This window comes from Nonomuraea spiralis, from assembly GCF_014648435.1.
In the GTDB taxonomy this organism is placed as follows: domain Bacteria; phylum Actinomycetota; class Actinomycetes; order Streptosporangiales; family Streptosporangiaceae; genus Nonomuraea; species Nonomuraea spiralis.
This window is the reverse complement of sequence record NZ_BMRC01000014.1, coordinates 193,738-211,562: the sequence shown is the minus strand read 5'-3', so window position 1 is coordinate 211,562 and position 17,825 is coordinate 193,738. Positions and strand designations below refer to the sequence as shown.

Genomic DNA, 17,825 nt, shown 5'->3' with positions numbered 1-17,825 from the left:
TCCCGGGAACGCCGGACGGTTGTCCACCGGCCCGCCCCCTCCCGGAAGGGCCGGACGGGGGTGCTACCGGTCGGCGTGCTCGGGGAAGGCGTTGACCGTCACGCGGTGCATGCGGCGGCGTTCGGTGTAGTCGGCGACCGCGTAGTGCTGGGTGGGGCGGTTGTCCCAGAAGGCGAGCGTGCCGGGCCGCCAGTTCAGCCTGCACTGGTACTCGGGCGAGCGGATGTGGTCGATGAGCAGCGGCAGCAGGGCCTCGTTCTCGCGGTCGGTCAGCCCCACCAGGCGGGTGGTGGAGGCGCGGTTGACGAACAGGGCCTTGCGGCCGGTCTCGGCGTGCACGCGGACGACCGGGCGTTCGATCGGCGGCCATTTGGCCTGGATCTCGGCCAGGTCGAACGGGTGCCCCTTGGAGATCGCCTTCCTCATCGACATCGTGATGTCGTGCACGGCCGTCAGCTCATCGCACAGCCGCTGGATCGACGGCGACAGCGTCTCGTAGGCCAGGTACGTGTTGGCCCAGCAGGTGTCGCCGCCCACGCTCGGCAGTTGCACGCAGCGCAGCAGCGAGCCCATCGGCGGCGTCGGCTCGAAGGTGTTGTCGCTGTGCCATTCGTCGCCGCCCTCGCCCTTCGGCGACGTCTGGTCGAGCACGTGGATCGGGCTGCCGGAGTCCTTCTTGAACGCCGGATGATTGAGTGTGCCGAAGTTCAGGGCGAACTGCAGGTGCTGCTCGTCGTCGATGTGCTGGTCGCGAAAGAAGAGCACCAGGTGTTTCAGCCATCCCTCGCGCAGGGTCGCGACGTCTTCCGGGGAGAGGGGTTTGCGCAGATCGACCCCGGTGACCTCGGCGCCGATGTGCTTGGTCACGGGATGAAACTCGATCATGGCGAAGCCTCCGGAGGCGGGCGTACGGTGTCCTCGCCTCCGACGGTAAGACCCAAGCAATTGCTTGGTCAAGAGCAGGTCGCCGCGCGCCGGACGCGCCGACGAGTCGCGGGCACCCAAGTCTCTTCGGCACAATGTTCGACATGGCCCGACGTACGACTGCACCCCCGCCTGAGGACTTCGAGGAGCGGATCGTCGACATCGACGTCTCCTCCGAGATGCGCAAGAGCTATCTCGAGTACGCCTACTCGGTGATCTACCAGCGGGCTCTGCCCGACGCGCGCGACGGCCTCAAACCGGTGCAGCGGCGCATCCTCTACTCCATGAGCGAGATGGGCCTGCGTCCCGAGCGCGGCCACGTCAAGTCCTCGCGCGTCGTCGGCGACGTCATGGGCAAGCTCCACCCCCATGGCGACAGCGCCATCTACGACGCCCTCGTACGCCTGGCGCAGCCGTTCTCGATGCGCCTGCCGCTGGTCGACGGCCACGGCAACTTCGGCTCGCCCGACGACCTGCCCGCCGCCATGCGGTACACCGAGGCCAGACTGGCCCCCGCGGCGATGCTGATGGTGGAGTCGCTCGACGAGGACACCGTCAACTTCAAGCCCAACTACGATGGCCAGGAGACCGAGCCCACGGTCATGCCGTCGGCGTTCCCCAACCTGCTGGTCAACGGCACGACCGGCATCGCCGTCGGCATGGCGACCAACATGGCGCCGCACAACCTCGCCGAGGTCGTGGCCGCCGCCCGCCACCTGATCAAGAAGCCCGACGCGACGCTCGACGAGCTGATGAAGTTCGTGCCCGGCCCCGACCTGCCGACCGGCGGCTCGATCATCGGCCTGCAGGGGGTGCGCGACGCCTACGAGACCGGCCGCGGCACGTTCCGCATGCGGGCCAGGTGCGCGGTCGAGCAGATCACGCCGCGGCGCAAGGGCATCATCGTCACCGAGCTGCCCTACAACGTCGGCCCCGAGCGCGTGGTCACCAAGATCAAGGAGCTGGTGACCAGCAAGAAGCTCCAGGGCATCGCCGACCTGAAGGACCTCACCGACCGGCACAAGGGCCTGCGCCTGGTCATCGAGATCAAGAACGGCTTCATCCCCGAGGCCGTCCTGGAGGAGCTCTACCGGCTCACGCCGATGGAGGAGACCTTCGGCATCAACAACGTCGCCCTGGTCGACGGCGAGCCGCGTACGCTCGGCCTGCGCGAGTTGCTGCAGGTCTACGTCGACCACCGGCTGGAGGTCGTGCGGCGCAGGTCCGAGTTCCGCCGCCGCAAGCGCGAGGAGCGCCTGCACCTGGTCGACGGCCTGATCATCGCGCTGCTCAACATCGACGAGGTCATCCAGGTCATCCGTTCCTCCGACGACTCGGCGCAGGCCCGCGCCCGGTTGATGGAGGTCTTCGACCTGACCGACATCCAGGCCGCCTACATCCTCGACACGCCGCTGCGCCGGCTGACCAGGTTCGACAAGCTGGAGCTCGACCGCGAGAAGGAGACGCTGAGCGAGGAGATCGCGGCGCTGACCGAGATCCTTTCTTCGGAGGCCAAGCTGCGGCAGGTCGTCTCGGGCGAGCTGGCCGAGGTGTCCAAGAAGTACGCCACGCCGCGCCGTACCGTGCTGCTGGAGGCGCCGGGCGTGGCCCGCACCCCGGTGGTCTCGCTCCAGGTGGCCGACGACCCGTGCTGGGCGCTGCTGTCCTCGACCGGGCTGCTGGCCCGCACGTCCAACGCCGAGGCGCTGCCGGGCGAGGGCGAGCGTTCGGCGCACGACGTGCTGGTGTCGGTGGCGCGCACGTCCGTACGCGGCGAGGTCGGCGTGGTGACCTCACTCGGGCGGCTGATCCGCGTCCAGGTCGTCGACCTGCCGACGTTGCCGCCCTCGGCCAACCCGCCGACCCTGTCGGGCGGCCACCCGGTCTCCGAGTACGTCTCGCTCCAGCCGGACGAGAAGGTCGTCGGCCTCGGCTCGCTCGACCCCGACAGCCCCGGGCTCGCGCTCGGCACGGCGCAGGGCGTGGTCAAACGGGTGGTTCCCGACTACCCGGCCAACCGCGACGACTTCGAAGTGATCACGCTGAAGGACGGCGACACCGTGGTGGGCGCCGCCGAGCTCGACTCCGAGGACCACGACCTGGTCTTCGTCTCCTCCGACGCCCAGCTCCTGCGTTTCCCGGCCTCGCTGGTCCGTCCGCAGGGGCGTCCGGCCGGCGGCATGGCCGGCATCCGGCTCGACGACGGCGCCCGGGTGATCTGGTTCGGCGTGGTCGACCCCTCGCTGCCCGCGCAGGTGGTCACCGTCGCCGGTTCCTCGACGGCGCTGCCCGGCACCCAGGTCGGGGGCGGCAAGGTGTCCGACTACGCCGAGTTCCCGGCCAAGGGGCGGGCCACCGGCGGCGTACGGGCCCAGCGGTTCCTGAAGGGCGAGGACGAGCTGCTGCTCGCCTGGGCCGGTCCGGCTCCCGCCAAGGCCGTCTCGGCGGTCGGCAAGCCGGTGCCGCTGCCGGAGGAGATCGGCCGCCGCGACGGCTCGGGCGTGCGCCTGACCCACACGATCGGCGCCGTGGGCGGCGCCCTGGCCTCGGGTCCGGCGGCCGACGTCGCGCCGCCGCCACCGGCCGAGGAGGAGTGACCCCGTCCGCCGGGGAGGCCCGCCCTGCGGGTCCCCCCGGCGGACACACCCGCGAGAGCGGTTACCGGAACGTGTTATGAAATGGGCTCGACGCCCGATCTCCTCCTGAGAGCGCTCTCTCTTGGGAGGTTAACGTGTTCCGTGCAAGACCCCCGTCATGGGCGGCACTCGCCCTGGTCGCCTCGCTGGCCGTCGTCCCGCCCGCCCAGGCGGCGGCCGAGCCGCACACCGTCACCGACTTCGAGTCCGACGGCGTCCCCCAAGGCGTGTACGCCTGGGGCAACGACGCCCCCTCCACCCCCACGCTCACCGTCCAGCCCGCCCAGGACCGTCCGGACGCCCCGGCGGCCAACCGGGCGCTCAAGGCCGTCTACGCCGTCGGCCAGTGGGGCGGCTGGTCCCACGACCTGCCCGCCACCCAGGACTGGTCCCCGTACGAGGGCTTCTCCTTCTGGGTGAACGGCACCGGCTCCGGCCAGAAGATCTTCTTCGAGATCAAGGACGGCGGCGCCGGCGCGGGCGCGTCCGAGCTGTTCGAGTCCGCCTTCACCGACGACACCGCCGGCTGGCGGCAGATCAGGACCCCCTTCTCCGGCTTCACCCGGCGGGCCGACTACCAGCCGGGCGGCGCCCCCACCGACGGCGAGCTCGACCTGACGGCCATGTGGGGCTACTCGATGCGCCTGCCGGCCGCCTCGGGCACGCTGCTCTGGGACGACGTCCAGGTCTACGGCAGCGCCCCGCCCCGCCCGGTGCGCCTGTCCACCGGCAGGCCCGTCTACACGGTGGACGAGAAGGGCGCCGTCCAGGTCGGCGTGACGGTCACCACGACCGGCGGCGCGCCCCTGCCCGCCGACCTGACCGTCGAGTACGCCACCGGCACCGGCACGGCCACCCCGGGCGAGGACTACACCCCGGCGCGCGGCACGCTCACCTTCCCTGCGGGCACGGCCTCGGGCGCGACCAGGACGTTCACCGTCAGAACGCTGGCCGACGGCCAGAACGAGGTCGCCGAGACCATCCCGCTCGTCCTGTCCGGCACCGGCACCAGACCCCCGGCCGAGCAGCCGATCATCGTGATCAACGCGCACGGCCTGCCCTACCTGGACGCGCGCAGGCCGGTCCGGCAACGGGTGGCCGACCTGCTGGCCCGGATGACGACCGAGGAGAAGGTCGGCCAGATGACCCAGGCCGAACGCGGCGCGCTGACCAAGCAGAGCGACATCGCCGCGTACGCGCTGAGCTCGCTGCTGTCGGGCGGCGGCTCGACCCCCGCCGTCAACACCCCGGCCGGCTGGGCCGACATGATCGACGCCTTCCAGGCCCGCGCCCTGCAGACCCGCCTGCAGATCCCGCTGATCTACGGCGTGGACGCCGTGCACGGCCACAACAACGTCGTCGGCGCCACGATCTTCCCCCACAACGTGGGCATGGGCGCCACCCGCGACCCCGAACTGGTCCGGCAGGAAGGCCGCGTCACCGCGCGCGAGGTCAGGGCCACCGGCGTCCCGTGGGACTTCGCGCCCTGCCTGTGCGTCTCGCGCGACGACCGGTGGGGACGCGCGTACGAGTCGTTCGGCGAGGACCCGGCCCTGGTCTCCAGGATGGCCACCATCGTGGACGGCCTCCAGGACAACGGCGTGCTGGCCACGGCCAAGCACTACGCCGGCGACGGCGGCACCGCGTACGGCTCCTCCACCACCGGCGACTACACGATCGACCAGGGTGTCACGAGGACGACGAGGGCGGAGCTGGAGGCGGTGCACCTGGCACCGTTCGCCGAGGCGGTCAGGCGCGGGGTCGGCAGCGTCATGCCGTCCTTCTCCAGCGTGGACTTCGGCGACGGACCGCTGAAGATGCACGCGCACAAGGAGCTGATCACCGACGTGCTCAAGGGCCGGCTCGGCTTCGAGGGCTTCGTGATCAGCGACTGGCAGGCCATCGACCAGCTCCCCGGCGACTACGCGAGCGACGTGCGCACCTCGGTCAACGCGGGCCTGGACATGATCATGGTGCCCTACGCGTACCCGGCGTTCTTCACCACGTTGAAGGGCGAGGTCGAGGCCGGGCGGGTGCCCATGGCCAGGATCGACGACGCCGTCTCCAGGATCCTGACGCAGAAGTTCCGGCTGGGGCTGTTCGAGCACCCGTACGCCGACCGGTCCGGCATCGCCGACGTCGGCTCGGCCGCGCACCGGGCGGTGGCCCGTACGGCGGCGGCCAGGTCGCAGGTGCTGCTGAAGAACGACGGCGGCCTGCTGCCGCTGCGCCCCGGCGCGAAGCTGTACGTGGCCGGCTCGAACGCCGACGACATCGGCAACCAGACCGGCGGCTGGACCGTCACCTGGCAGGGCTCCTCGGGGCCGATCACCCCGGGCACGACGATCCTGGAGGCCATCCGCGCCCGCACACCGTCGGTCACCTACTCGGCCGACGCCTCGGCCCCGCTCGCCGGGCACGACGCCGGCGTCGTCGTGGTGGGCGAGAAGCCGTACGCGGAGGGGGTGGGCGACGTGGGCCGCGCCGGGCGCACGCCGGCGCTGTCGGCGGCCGACCGGACCGCGGTGGACCGGGTGTGCGCGGCGATGAGATGCGCCGTGCTGGTCGTGTCGGGGCGACCGCTGGAGCTCGGCGACCTGACGGGCGTCGAGGCCGTGGTGGCCTCCTGGCTGCCGGGCACCGAAGGCGCGGGGGTGGCCGACCCGCTGTTCGGAGCCGTGGCCTACACCGGGCGGCTGCCGTTCACCTGGTTCCGTACGGCCGCGCAGGTGCCGGTGAACGTGGGTGACGCGGTCTACGACCCGCTGTACCCGTACGGGTGGGGGCTGCGGACCGATCGGGCGCGGGACCGGCTCAAGGCGGCCCGTGACACGCTCGCGCGCGGCGACGGCCCGTCGAGGGCCGCGGCCGCGGCGCTGACCCCGGCGCTGCGCGAGCGCGCCTGGAACGCCGACGGCTCGGTCCGCGACACGCGGGCCGTGCTCGCGGCCGTGGCGACCGCGGCGTCGCTGCTCGAACGTTCCCGCACCGACACCCAGGCCGTGGACGACGCCGTCGTCTCGGTGGCCAGGGACGTCGCCCAGACCGTGGGCAGGCGCTTCGACCTCCAGGCGGCGGCCGACCACGAACTGGCCTCCGGACGGCTCCGCGAGGCGGTGGACCTCCTGGCCCGGGCCGCCCGCTGACAACGCGAGCCCGTCCCGCCCGCTCCCGGGCGGGACGGGCTCCCGCTCAGTCCCGGCAGAGGCAGAACGGGTGGCCGGCCGGGTCGAGGAAGACCCGGAAGCTGTCGTCCTCGCTCGGCTGGTGCTCGTGCTTGGTCGCGCCGATCTCCTGCACCTGTTTCTCGGCCCGGTCCAGGTCGGTGACCGTGACGTCGATGTGCAGCTGCTGCGGCCGCGCCGGGTCGGGCCAGGACGGCGGCCGGTGGTCGGGCGCGCGCTGGAAGGCCAGGCGCTTGGGCGAGCCGCCGTCCTCGACGACCACCCACTCCTCGTCCTCGTACGTGACGGGCCAGCCGAGCAGCCGCGAGTAGAACTCGGCGAGCGCCCTCGGCTCCGGGCAGTCGAGCACCGTCGTACGGAACTCCGCGATGCCGTCCATCATTACCCTCCGGGAGTTGTTTCGCCGGCACGCCCACCGACGAGAATGAAGGTCATGGCTGCCAACTCGTTCATGGTCCCGCTGGGCACCCCCGCGCCCTCCTTCGACCTGACCGCCATCGCCGGCGGCAGCGTCTCGCTCGCGGACCTCAAGGGCTCCCCCGCCACGCTCGTGGTCTTCCTGTCCAACCACTGCCCCTACGTCCGGCACCTCGAGACGGGCCTGGGGGCGATGGCCGCCGGCTACGGATCCAGGTTGTCAGTGGTGGGCATCTGCAGCAACGACAGCGTGAACTACCCGGACGACGATCCGACACACCTGGCCGAGCAGGCCCGGCGGGCCCGGTTCCCGTTCCCGTACCTGCTGGACGACACCCAAGACGTCGCCAAGGCCTACCGCGCCGCCTGCACCCCCGACTTCTTCCTCTACGACGGGGAGCTGCGGCTGGTCTACCGGGGCGAGTTCGACGGGTCGCGGCCCGGCAACCAGGTCCCGGTGACGGGCTCGTCGCTGCGGGCGGCGATCGACGCGCTGCTCGCGGGCGACCCCGTCCCGGACGAGCAGCGGGCCTCGATCGGCTGCGGAATCAAATGGCGGCCGGGGAACGAGCCCACCGGCTGAGCGCCGTCAGGCGGAGGTGGCGGCCTCGATGGCGGCGGGCAGGCCGAGCAGCAGCTCGTGGGGCTCGCCGCCGGTCCATGACCGGATCATCCGGCCCCCCGCCTCCCCGGGCTCGAACTCCTCGCAGCCGAGCGGCCCGTAGCAGCCCGCCTGGTCGAGCATGAGGATGATGGGGTCGTCGTCGGGCAGGCCGGCGGCGTACGAGGCGGCGTCGAGCAGGGCCAGTGCGGACCTGGCGTTGCGCCCGTCGTCGTTGGACTCCACTCGGTCGAGGCGGCGCCGGGCTTGAGCGCGGAGATACGCGGCGAGCGATTCGGACCTACTCACGACTGACCTTCTTCGACGGCGTACAGATGGTGACGACATCATCACTCAAGGTGAGCCGATTTCGTGGGACCTTCGTAAACTCCCGCCAGTCGCCACCCCGGAAAGCATCACCTTTGGGGCATAAGGGAAGATCTGAGGCATGACTGCGTTCGACGACCTGTACGCCGCCAACGCGAAGTACGCCGAGACCTTCGGCGAGTCCGGGCTCACCGGCCGGGCAGCCCGCGGGCTGGCCGTGGTGACCTGCATGGACTCCCGCATCGACCCCCTGGGCCTGCTGGGGCTCCAGCCCGGCGACGCCAAGATCCTGCGCAACGCCGGGGCCCGCGTCACCGACGACGTGCTGCGCACGCTGGTCCTCGCCGTCTACCTGCTCGGCGTGGAACGGGTCCTGGTCATGCCCCACACCGACTGCGGGATGACCAAGGTGACGGACGCCGACGTGCACGACCTCACCAGCGCCCGCGGGGTGGACACGCGCAGCCTGGAGTTCCACACGGTCCCCGACCAGGGCGAGGCGCTCCGGCACGACCTCACCCGCATCCGCACGACGCCGTTCCTGCCCGACGACATGCCGGTGACGGGCGCGATCTACGACGTGCGCACGGGCCGGCTCACGCCGGTCGGCGACTGACCTCGCCGCGGTCGCGCTGGAAGGTGGCGTACAGCCACCACAAGGACGGGACCAGCAGGAACGCGCCCACGGCCAGCGACCCGAGGCTGGCCGCCAGCACCGCGTCGGTGGCCGCCGCCCGGTCGAGCGTGAGACCGGGCAGCAACACGGGGTACTGGCCCACGCCCCACCCCCACAGCAGCCCCACCACGGCCAGCGCGGCGGTGAGGCGTACCGCGAGGTAGGCCCGCCGCCACAGCAGCACGAGCGAGGCCAGCCCGGCCAGCACCGACAACACGAGCAGCGGCAGGGCGCGGCCCGAGGTCAGCTCGGCGAACAGGGCGGGTGAGTCGGCGCGCAGCACGAGCAGGCTCACCGCCGACAACACGCCGACGACCGCGCCGCACCACAGCGCCCGCCGCCGGAACTCCTCGGCCAGCGCGTCGTCGCCGCCGCGCCGCGCGTCGCGGGTGAGGTAGACGGCCGCCAGGTACGCGGCCGTGCCGACGCCGAGCGCGCCGGCCGCCATCGACGTGGGGTTGACCCAGCTCCGGACCAGGTCGCCCGCGGCGATGCCGGGCGGCACCCGGCCGGAGGCGATGCCGCCCGCCGCGGCCCCGAGGAAGAACGGGGTCACCACCGAGGAGAAGGCGAAGGTGGCCCCGAACAGCCGCCGCTGCCACAACCTGGAGGAGACCTTCCGGAAGGCGAACGCCGCGCCGCGCCCGATGACGCCCAGCGCCACCAGCGTCAGCGGGATGTAGAGGGTCGAGGTCACCGAGGCGAACACCGAGGGCACACCGGTCCACGCCAGCACGATCACGAAGATCAGCCACACGTGGTTGGCCTCCCAGATCGGGCCGATGGAGTGCTCGACCAGGTCCCGGAACCGCCGGCCGCGCTCCGCGCCGCCGGCCAGCAGGTCCCAGATCCCGCCGCCGAAGTCCGCGCCGCCGAACAGCACGTACGCGGTCAGCCCGATCCACAGGACGACCAGCATGATCTGCGGCAGCGGCATGGTCACACGACCTTGTAGCCGGTGACGTCGGGCTCCTGCGGCGCCAACGGCACGGGCACGTCGCGGGCCAGGCGGCGCATCACGTACACGGTGGCCACGGTCAGGGCCACGTAGACGGCGGTGACCAGCACGAATCCGTACACCAGGCCGGGCGCGGGGTTGACCGCCTCCGACGTGCGCAGCACCTGGAACACGATCCACGGCTGGCGTCCGACCTCCGTGACGACCCAGCCGCTCTCCAGCGCCAGCACGGCGGCCACGCCCGACACCGCGACGCCGCGCAGGAACCACGGCGAGTCCGGCAGGTCCCGCCGCCGTTTCCAGGACAGCGCCAGCCAGACCGCGATCAGGAGCAGGGCGAACCCCATGACCACCATGATCTGGAACGCCGGGTGCACGATGTTGACCGGCGGCCGGTCGGCGGGCGGGGTCCGCTCCAGGCCGACGATCTCGGCGTCGGGGTTCCAGTGGGCCAGCAGCGACAGGCCGTAGGGGATCTCCACGGCGTACTTCAGCTCGTCGCCCACCGCGATCCCGCCCAGATGCAGCGGCACCCCGCGCCCGGTGCGGAACACGCCCTCCATGGCGGCCAGCTTGACCGGCTGGGAATCGGCCACGAAGTGCGCCGCCCAGTCGCCGACGCCGATCTGCACCGGCGTGACGACCGCCGCCACCGTGAGCGGCAGCAGCAGGCCGAGGCGGTGGTAGCGGTCACGCCGTCCGCGCAGCATGGCGACGGCGTACACGCCGGCCATGAGGAACCCGGCCACCATGAACGCCGCCAGGATCATGTGCACGGTCTGCGGCGGCGTGGCCCGGTTGAACATCGCCGCCCACGGATCGACGGCGGTGATCCGGCCGCCCTCGGTCACGAACCCGGCGGGATGCTGCATCCAGGCGTTGGCGGCGACCACGAAGAACGCGCTGGTCACCCCCGCCAGCACGATCGGCACGCCGGACAGCAGATGCGCCACCGGCGACAGGCGGTCCCAGGCGTACAGGTAGATGCCGAGGAAGATGGCCTCGACGAAGAACGCGATGCCCTCCAGCGAGAACGGCAGGCCGATGACCTCGCCGTACACGCCCATCAGCCCCGGCCACAACAGGCCCATCTCGAACGACAGGATCGTCCCCGACACCGCCCCTACCGCGAACAACACGCCGAGCGCCCTGGCCCACCGCCGCGCCAGCAGCCGGTAGGCGTGGTCCCCGGTACGGTGGCCCCGCCACTCTGCGAGCAAGGTGATGGCCGGCATGCCGACGCCGAGGCAGGCGAGCACGATGTGCCAGCCGAGCGACAACGCCATCTGCATCCGCGCCGCCCCGAGGTCCGCCCCCGCGACCCCCAGAACCCCCGTCAACCGCCCTCCCCCTCCCTCACCTCACCGCCACCCCACCAACCCGACCCGCGCCACCCGCATGTGGTACCGCAATTTCTGCCCGGGTCACCGGTTTCAGAGCCTGGGCCCTCTGGTCCAGGCCCATCCAGCGGCCCGCCGACCGCCCAGCACAGCGGCCGCTCGCACGAGCTCCAGCGCGCCGACCCACCTGGTGACCTCACCCACAGCCGGCCCGTCCCCGAACCCGGCCGAACGACCGACGACCCGAAGCACCACGAGCCCGCCCCCCAAACACCCGAGCACACCGGCAACTCTGGCGACCTGCATGGAAACGTCCTCGTGATCGTGGGCCATGGGCACGTCCGCAGCATTCGGGCATCCCCCGCAAACGCTCCGCGTCCGCCCCGTACCCGCAATAACACTCCGCAACCACCAGTAACCCTCAGCAACCAATCCTGGGCCAACGAGAGGGTGACACAGACCCCAGAACGCCCACGAGTACGACGAAGAGCCCACCGGGCCCCTGGAAAGGCGGCAACGGCGGCAGGACCCCAGAGCGCCACCGAGCCCCCAGAGGGCTACTGAACCTCAGAGAGGCCCCAGGCGTGCCGTGGGGGCCACAGAGGCCTCAGAGGGCACCACGAACCCCAGAAGGCACCCCGAAGGCGCTCCAGGGGCATTCTGGCGCCCCCGGAGGATCACGCCAGCCCCGCGACAGAACCACTGCCGCAACGAGACGCCAGGGCCCGCCCATACGTTTCGGGCCACCTGGCGCACGCCTAAAACCGACAAACACGCCTCAGCCGAACAAGGCACCTCAAGCCGCACAACCCGACTGAGGCAAGGCCGCACGACCCTGGTCAGGCGTCGATGTGATCCCGATCGACCTCGGCCGCGCTGCTGACGATGAACTCCCGCCGCGGCGCCACATCGCTCCCCATCAGCAGGCTGAAGATCGACTCAGCCCCCTCGGCGTCCTCGATGCGCACCCGGCGCAGCACCCGGTGCCTGGGGTCCATCGTGGTCTCGGCGAGCTGGTCGGCGTCCATCTCCCCCAGACCCTTGTACCGCTGCACCGGGTCCTTCCACCGCTTGCCCCGCCGCTCCAGGTCGCGCAGCACCTTCTGCAGCTCGGCGTCGGAGTAGCAGTAGATGTACTTCTCCTTGCCCCGCCCCGGGTTGGTGAGCTCGATGCGGTGCAGCGGCGGCACGGCCGCGAACACCCGCCCGGCCTCCACCATCGGCCGCATGTAGCGGTGGAACAGCGTGAGCAGCAGGCACCGGATGTGCGCGCCGTCGACGTCGGCGTCGGCCATCAGGATGACCTTGCCGTAACGGGCCGCCTCGATGTCGAACGAACGCCCAGACCCGGCGCCGACCACCTGGATGATCGCGGCGCACTCGGCGTTCTTGAGCATGTCGCTCACGGACGCCTTCTGCACGTTGAGGATCTTGCCGCGGATCGGCAGCAGCGCCTGGAACTCCGAGTCGCGGGCCAGCTTGGCGGTGCCGAGCGCGGAGTCGCCCTCGACGATGAACAGCTCGCTGCGGTCGACGTCGTCGCTGCGGCAGTCGACCAGCTTGGCGGGCAGCGCGGAGTTCTCCAGGGCGCTCTTGCGCCGCTGGTTGTCGCGGTGCTCGCGGGCCGCGATGCGGGCCTTGGCGGCGGCGACGATCTTCTCCAGCACGGCCCGCAGCGGCTGCTTGAACCCGCGCGGCGGGTTGGCGAACAGCTCCTTCAGCTCGCGCGAGACCACGTGGGAGACGATGCGGGTGGCCGCGGAGGTGCCGAGAATCTCCTTGGTCTGCCCCTCGAACTGCGGCTCGGGCACCCTGACGGTGATCACACCGGTCAGGCCCTCGGAGATGTCGGCGTTGTTGACCGGGTCGTCGCCGCTCTTCAGCAGCCGGGTCTCGCGCAGCAGCTCGTTGATCGTACGGGCCAGACCGCGCTCGAAGCCGGTCAGGTGGGTGCCGCCCTTGGGCGTGGAGATCACGTTGACGAACGAGCGCACGGTCGACTCGTAACCCTTGCCCCACCGGATCGCCACGTCGACGGTGAGCTCGCGCTGCACCTCGGTGGGCGTCATGTGGCCCTGGTCGTCGAGGACCGGCACGGTCTCGTGGAAGTGGCCCACGCCCTGAAGGCGCAGCACGTCGCAGACGGGCTCGTCGCGGGCCAGGAACTCGGCGAACTCGGAGATGCCGCCGTCGAAGCGGAACTCCTCGCCGGTGCGCTCCTCCTGCCTGCTGTCGAAGACCGCCAGGGTCAGGCCGGGCACCAGGAACGCGGTCTGCCGCAGGCGCACGTGGATCTCGTCGAGCGAGACCTCGGCGTCGGGCAGGAAGATCTGCTTGTCGGCCCAGAAGCGCACGCGGGTGCCCGTGACGTTCTTGGGCAGCGTGTCGCCGAGCCGCAGCCCGGACTTCTTCTTGAACTTGGCCGTCGGCCCGTCGCCGTCGAAGACGCCGGGCACGCCGCGCCTGAAGCTGATCGCGTGCACCCGCCCGCCGCTGTCGACCTCGACGTCGAGCCGGGAGGACAGGGCGTTGACCACGGAGGCGCCCACGCCGTGGAGGCCGCCGGAGGCGCCGTAGGAGCCGCCGCCGAACTTGCCGCCGGCGTGGAGCTTGGTGTAGACGAGCTCGACGCCGGCCAGGCCGGTCTTGGGATGGATGTCGACGGGGATGCCGCGACCGTTGTCGCGCACCTCGATGGAGCCGTCGGCGTAGAGCTCGACCTCGATGCGGTCGCAGTGGCCGGCCAGCGCCTCGTCGACGCCGTTGTCCACGATCTCCCAGAGGCAATGCATGAGCCCGCGGCTGTCGGTGGACCCGATGTACATGCCCGGCCGCTTGCGTACGGCCTCGAGGCCCTCAAGCACCGACAGGTGACGAGCTGTGTAACCCGCCTCCACTACCGTCACTCTTGCTCCCCTGGTCTAAGCATCGAACACGTGTGCGTAGCTTACCGTTCTTCCCTCAGGCGCGCGTACAAGCTTGCCATGGCGACACGTTTGCCGTTACCAACCGGCTGATCACCATTACATTCGGACACATTCCGCTCTGGGCGTAGCGAGGCGGAGGTTGGGAACGTCCACGTCCGGTTAGATGTTGTCTCAAGTGACTGACGCCAGATCCTCGCTTCGGCGGGGGTGACCCGAAAGGCGATACGTGACTGGAGCTCTCGCCCCCGTTAAGCCGCTGACGGCCCTCGACCGCTGCGACCGCTGCGGTGCCCAGGCCTACATTCGCGCGACCCTGCCTGTAGGTGGGGAGCTGCTGTTCTGCGCTCACCATGGGCGTCAGCACGTCGCAGCGCTGCGCGAAAAGGGCGCCGACATCCTGGACGAGTCGGCTCGCCTCAGCGAAACCCCATCGATGAACCCCAACGACGACCGCTGACCCGTTCGTTGTGATCACATAACCACATATTGCACGACCAGCTCGGCGATCCCGGCCCACCACGCCGGGGTCGCCGTTCTGCGTTCGACTGCGTTCGACTGCGTTCGACTGAGTTCGACCCCGGCCGGCTACCGGCGCACGCGGTAGTGGTAGCGGCCGACGGTCTCGAAACCCTCCGCGCGGTACAACGCCTGCGCCGCCAGGTTGGGTTCCGTCGTGACCAGGTACGCGCTCTTCGCCCCGGCCCTCCGGGTCAGCGCACGCAGGACCGTACGCGCCAGCCCGCGCCGCCTGGCCTGCGGCAACGTCGCCATGCAGAAGATCCCGGCCGTCTCGCCCTGCGGGACGACCCGCCCGACCGCGACCGGCACGCCGTCCTCCTCGACCGCGGCGTACCAGGCGGGAACGCCGGTGCAGATGCGTTCGGCCTCCTCCAGGCCGCTGCCGTACCGGCCGTCCACGGACCACCAGGTCTCCAGCCATTCCGGCCACGGACGGTCCTCGATCCGGACCGGGCCGCGCGGCTCGGCCGACGGCGATCCCGCCATGATGACCGTGGGGTCGACCAGCTCGTATCCTCTGCGCGCCAGTTCGGCGTCCAGGCCGGGCCAGGTGCCGGGCCCGATGGAGAACGCGCAGAGTTGTCCCCGTTCGCCGTAGAACACCTCGGCGGCGCCGATCGCCGCGTCCAGGTCGGCGGGGGCGGTCAGGGCCAGCACCGAGTTCGCCCGTTTGGTCACGCCGCCCGCCGAACGCAGCACCCACCCGTCGTGGGAACGCTGTTCGTAGGCCGGCCAGGCCTCGTGCACCAACAGGTCGAGATTCATCCGCGCAGCCTAGCCGACCAGCGCGAACACCCTCCGAGCGGCCCGTTAGGGTGTGGGGTTGTGCTGATTCTGCTGCCGCCGTCCGAAGGCAAGGCCACCGAAGGGAGCGGGCCGCCGCTCGGGGAACTCTCCTTCCCCAAGCTCGGCCGGGCCCGCGGGCGCGTCCTGACCGCGCTGATCCGGGCCTCCAAGCGCCGCGACGCCCCGCAGGTGCTCGGGCTGACGCCCGGCCTGGCGGGCGAGGCGGCCAAGAACACGGTGCTGAGGACCGCCCCCACCCTGCCCGCCGCCGAGCTCTACACCGGCGTCCTGTACGACAACCTCGCCCTCAACACCCTGGACGACGCGGCCAGGGCCAGGGCGGAGGAGTCCGTGCTGATCTTCTCCGGCCTGTGGGGCGTGTTGCGCGTCACCGACAGGGTGCCCCCGTACCGGCTCTCGATGGGTGTCAGCCTGCCGCCGCTCGGCGGCCTGGCCGCCTACTGGCGTCCCCACCTGGCCAAGGAGCTGGACCGGGTGCCGGGGCTGGTGGTGGACCTGCGCTCGTCCACGTACGCCGGCGCGTGGCAGCCAGGCGACCGGTCGGTGTCGGTCCGCGTCTTCAGGGACGGCAAGGTCGTCAGCCACATGGCCAAGGCCACCCGGGGCGAGATCGCCCGCGTGCTCTTTCAGCAGGAGGAGGCGCCCTCCACTCCCGGCGAACTGGCGAAGGCCCTGGATAACTTGGGGTACCAGGTCGAGCTCATCGAGCCCGTCCGCGTGGCCCGCCCCTGGATCCTCGACGTTCACCTCACCGACGCACACCCCACCGACGCACGCTGAGGGCGGAAACGGCGATCGCCCCGCCCGGAGGGTTCCGGACGGGGCGATCGACGAGCTGACTGCTAGTCCAGGTAGTCGCGCAGGACCTGGGACCTGGACGGGTGACGCAGCTTGGACATGGTCTTGGACTCGATCTGGCGGATGCGCTCACGGGTGACCCCGTAAACCTTGCCGATCTCGTCGAGTGTCTTCGGCTGCCCGTCGGTGAGGCCGAACCGCATCGACACGACGCCCGCCTCCCGCTCCGACAACGTGTCGAGAACGGAGTGCAGCTGCTCCTGCAGCAGCGTGAAGCTGACGGCGTCGGCCGGCACGATGGCCTCGGAGTCCTCGATGAGGTCACCGAACTCGCTGTCGCCCTCCTCGCCCAGCGGGGTGTGGAGGGAGATGGGCTCGCGGCCGTACTTCTGGACCTCGACGACCTTCTCGGGCGTCATGTCCAGCTCACGGGCCAGCTCTTCCGGCGTGGGCTCGCGGCCGAGGTCCTGCAGCATCTGCCGCTGGACGCGGGCCAGCTTGTTGATCACTTCGACCATGTGGACCGGGATGCGGATGGTCCGCGCCTGGTCGGCCATAGCTCGCGTGATCGCCTGCCGGATCCACCACGTGGCGTACGTGGAGAACTTGTAGCCCTTGGTGTAGTCGAACTTCTCGACGGCCCTGATCAGGCCGAGGTTGCCCTCCTGGATCAGGTCGAGGAACAGCATGCCGCGCCCGGTGTAGCGCTTGGCCAGCGAGACCACGAGCCGGAGGTTGGCCTCCAGCAGGTGGTTCTTGGCACGGCGGCCGTCTTCGGCGATCCATTCGAGCTCGGCCCGGACGTCGACCGGCAGGCTCTCGGTCTCGCCGCCGCCGAGCTGCTCCTCGGCGAACAGGCCCGCCTCGATGCGCTTGGCCAGCTCGACCTCCTGCTCGGCGTTGAGCAGGGGGACCTTGCCGATCTGCTTGAGGTAGTCCTTGACCGGGTCGGCGGTGGCGCCGGCGGCGGCCACCTGGGCGACCGGGGCGTCGTCGTCGTCGTCCGACAGGATGAGGACCTCGTCCTCGGTCTTGTCGGCGGCGACGGCTGCGACCTCGGCGGCCTTGGGCTCCTCGTCGGTGTCGTCGTCGGAGTCACCCTCGGACTCGGTGTCGTCGTCGGTCTCGATGTCCTCGACCTCGATGTCCTCGAGGTCCTCCAGCTCCACGTCGCCGTCGAGCTCGAGATCGTCGTCGTCTTCCGAGTCGGAGCCCTTGAGCCCCTCGGGTGCCTTCTTGGTCTCGGCAGGCCCAGCGCTTGCGACTTCTGGCTTGGCCTTCTTGGCGGCGGCCGGAGCCGCCTTCTTCGGAGCGGGAGCGGCCTTCTTGGCCGGGGCCGGCTTCTTGGCGGCCGGCTCGGCCTCAGCGGCGCCCACGACCGCGGTCACGGTCTCGGGCTGCTGCTCTTTGGCGGCCGCTGCCGTCTTGGTCTTGACGGGGGCAGCGGTGCGGCGCTTTGCTGGACCACGAGACTTCTTCGGCGCAGCCGAATCCGCGGCGGTCACCACCACGGTCACGCCCTCTTTGCTGAGGTTCCGCAAGAACGCGGCGGCGTGCGACATGGGGATGTCCGCCTCCTCGAAGGCCTGACGGACATCCTCAGACTCGAGGAAACCCTGCGAGCGCCCACGCTCGAGCAGTCGCTGAATGACGGGCTCGTTCAGCTCTTGTGGCTTCGAGCGAGTCGAACTTGCAGGCGACACGAACACC

The 17,825-nt window shown here is 70.9% G+C and carries 14 protein-coding genes; 6 read left to right on the top strand and 8 right to left on the bottom strand.

The genetic code is table 11. From position 1 onward, the window contains the following. Positions 1-63: 63 nt before the first annotated feature. Positions 64-885 (bottom strand): TauD/TfdA dioxygenase family protein, encoded by an 822-nt coding sequence (locus IEZ27_RS31780; RefSeq protein ID WP_189650595.1) that lies wholly within the window; start codon positions 883-885, stop codon positions 64-66. Between the two features lie 143 nt (positions 886-1,028). Here IEZ27_RS31780 and IEZ27_RS31775 point away from each other — a divergent pair, with 143 nt between their 5' ends. Both IEZ27_RS31775 and IEZ27_RS31770 read left to right on the top strand, forming a co-directional pair. Continuing rightward, entirely contained in the window at positions 1,029-3,521 is a 2,493-nt protein-coding gene (locus IEZ27_RS31775; RefSeq protein WP_189650594.1) for a DNA gyrase/topoisomerase IV subunit A, read from the top strand. Between the two features lie 134 nt (positions 3,522-3,655). After that, complete coding sequence (locus IEZ27_RS31770) at positions 3,656-6,706, top strand: glycoside hydrolase family 3 N-terminal domain-containing protein (RefSeq protein ID WP_189650593.1); 3,051 nt, start codon at positions 3,656-3,658, stop codon at positions 6,704-6,706. A gap of 46 nt (positions 6,707-6,752) precedes the next feature. Here the strand turns inward: IEZ27_RS31770 and IEZ27_RS31765 are convergent, their stop codons facing one another. Then, a complete protein-coding gene (locus tag IEZ27_RS31765) occupies positions 6,753-7,124 on the bottom strand; it encodes a VOC family protein (protein ID WP_189650592.1) in 372 nt (123 codons plus the stop codon). 54 nt (positions 7,125-7,178) lie between these two features. On the opposite strand from IEZ27_RS31765, the gene IEZ27_RS31760 reads away from it, so the two are divergent. After that, positions 7,179-7,745 carry a thioredoxin family protein gene (locus tag IEZ27_RS31760; protein ID WP_125639822.1) on the top strand — a complete coding sequence of 189 codons (567 nt, stop codon included), beginning with the start codon at positions 7,179-7,181 and terminating at the stop codon, positions 7,743-7,745. Between the two features lie 6 nt (positions 7,746-7,751). Here the strand turns inward: IEZ27_RS31760 and IEZ27_RS31755 are convergent, their stop codons facing one another. Then, positions 7,752-8,072 carry a hypothetical protein gene (locus tag IEZ27_RS31755; RefSeq protein ID WP_125639819.1) on the bottom strand — a complete coding sequence of 107 codons (321 nt, stop codon included), beginning with the start codon at positions 8,070-8,072 and terminating at the stop codon, positions 7,752-7,754. Positions 8,073-8,211: 139 nt separating this feature from the next. Here IEZ27_RS31755 and IEZ27_RS31750 point away from each other — a divergent pair, with 139 nt between their 5' ends. Beyond that, a complete protein-coding gene (locus IEZ27_RS31750; RefSeq protein ID WP_189650591.1) occupies positions 8,212-8,706 on the top strand; it encodes a beta-class carbonic anhydrase in 495 nt (164 codons plus the stop codon). Here IEZ27_RS31750 and IEZ27_RS31745 read toward each other — a convergent pair. The 3 genes from IEZ27_RS31745 to IEZ27_RS31735 form a co-directional block, all read right to left on the bottom strand. Beyond that, on the bottom strand, positions 8,687-9,703 hold the full coding sequence (locus tag IEZ27_RS31745) for a cytochrome d ubiquinol oxidase subunit II (RefSeq protein ID WP_189650590.1): 1,017 nt from the start codon (positions 9,701-9,703) through the stop codon (positions 8,687-8,689). The genes IEZ27_RS31750 and IEZ27_RS31745 overlap by 20 nt on opposite strands. 2 nt (positions 9,704-9,705) lie before the next feature. Further along, positions 9,706-11,064 (bottom strand): cytochrome ubiquinol oxidase subunit I, encoded by a 1,359-nt coding sequence (locus IEZ27_RS31740; protein ID WP_229824527.1) that lies wholly within the window; start codon positions 11,062-11,064, stop codon positions 9,706-9,708. A gap of 839 nt (positions 11,065-11,903) precedes the next feature. Further along, on the bottom strand, positions 11,904-13,970 hold the full coding sequence (locus IEZ27_RS31735; RefSeq protein WP_189650589.1) for a DNA gyrase/topoisomerase IV subunit B: 2,067 nt from the start codon (positions 13,968-13,970) through the stop codon (positions 11,904-11,906). 247 nt (positions 13,971-14,217) lie between these two features. Here IEZ27_RS31735 and IEZ27_RS54230 point away from each other — a divergent pair, with 247 nt between their 5' ends. Continuing rightward, positions 14,218-14,448 (top strand): DUF7455 domain-containing protein, encoded by a 231-nt coding sequence (locus tag IEZ27_RS54230; RefSeq protein ID WP_125639804.1) that lies wholly within the window; start codon positions 14,218-14,220, stop codon positions 14,446-14,448. 128 nt (positions 14,449-14,576) lie between these two features. Here IEZ27_RS54230 and IEZ27_RS31730 read toward each other — a convergent pair whose 3' ends face one another. Next, entirely contained in the window at positions 14,577-15,275 is a 699-nt protein-coding gene (locus IEZ27_RS31730) for a GNAT family N-acetyltransferase (protein WP_189650588.1), read from the bottom strand. 60 nt (positions 15,276-15,335) lie between these two features. Between IEZ27_RS31730 and IEZ27_RS31725 the strand changes: the two genes are divergently transcribed. Next, on the top strand, positions 15,336-16,097 hold the full coding sequence (locus IEZ27_RS31725; RefSeq protein WP_189650587.1) for a YaaA family protein: 762 nt from the start codon (positions 15,336-15,338) through the stop codon (positions 16,095-16,097). 62 nt (positions 16,098-16,159) lie between these two features. On the opposite strand, the gene IEZ27_RS31720 is transcribed toward IEZ27_RS31725, so the two are convergent. After that, on the bottom strand, positions 16,160-17,818 hold the full coding sequence (locus tag IEZ27_RS31720) for an RNA polymerase sigma factor (protein WP_189650586.1): 1,659 nt from the start codon (positions 17,816-17,818) through the stop codon (positions 16,160-16,162). Positions 17,819-17,825: the final 7 nt, after the last annotated feature.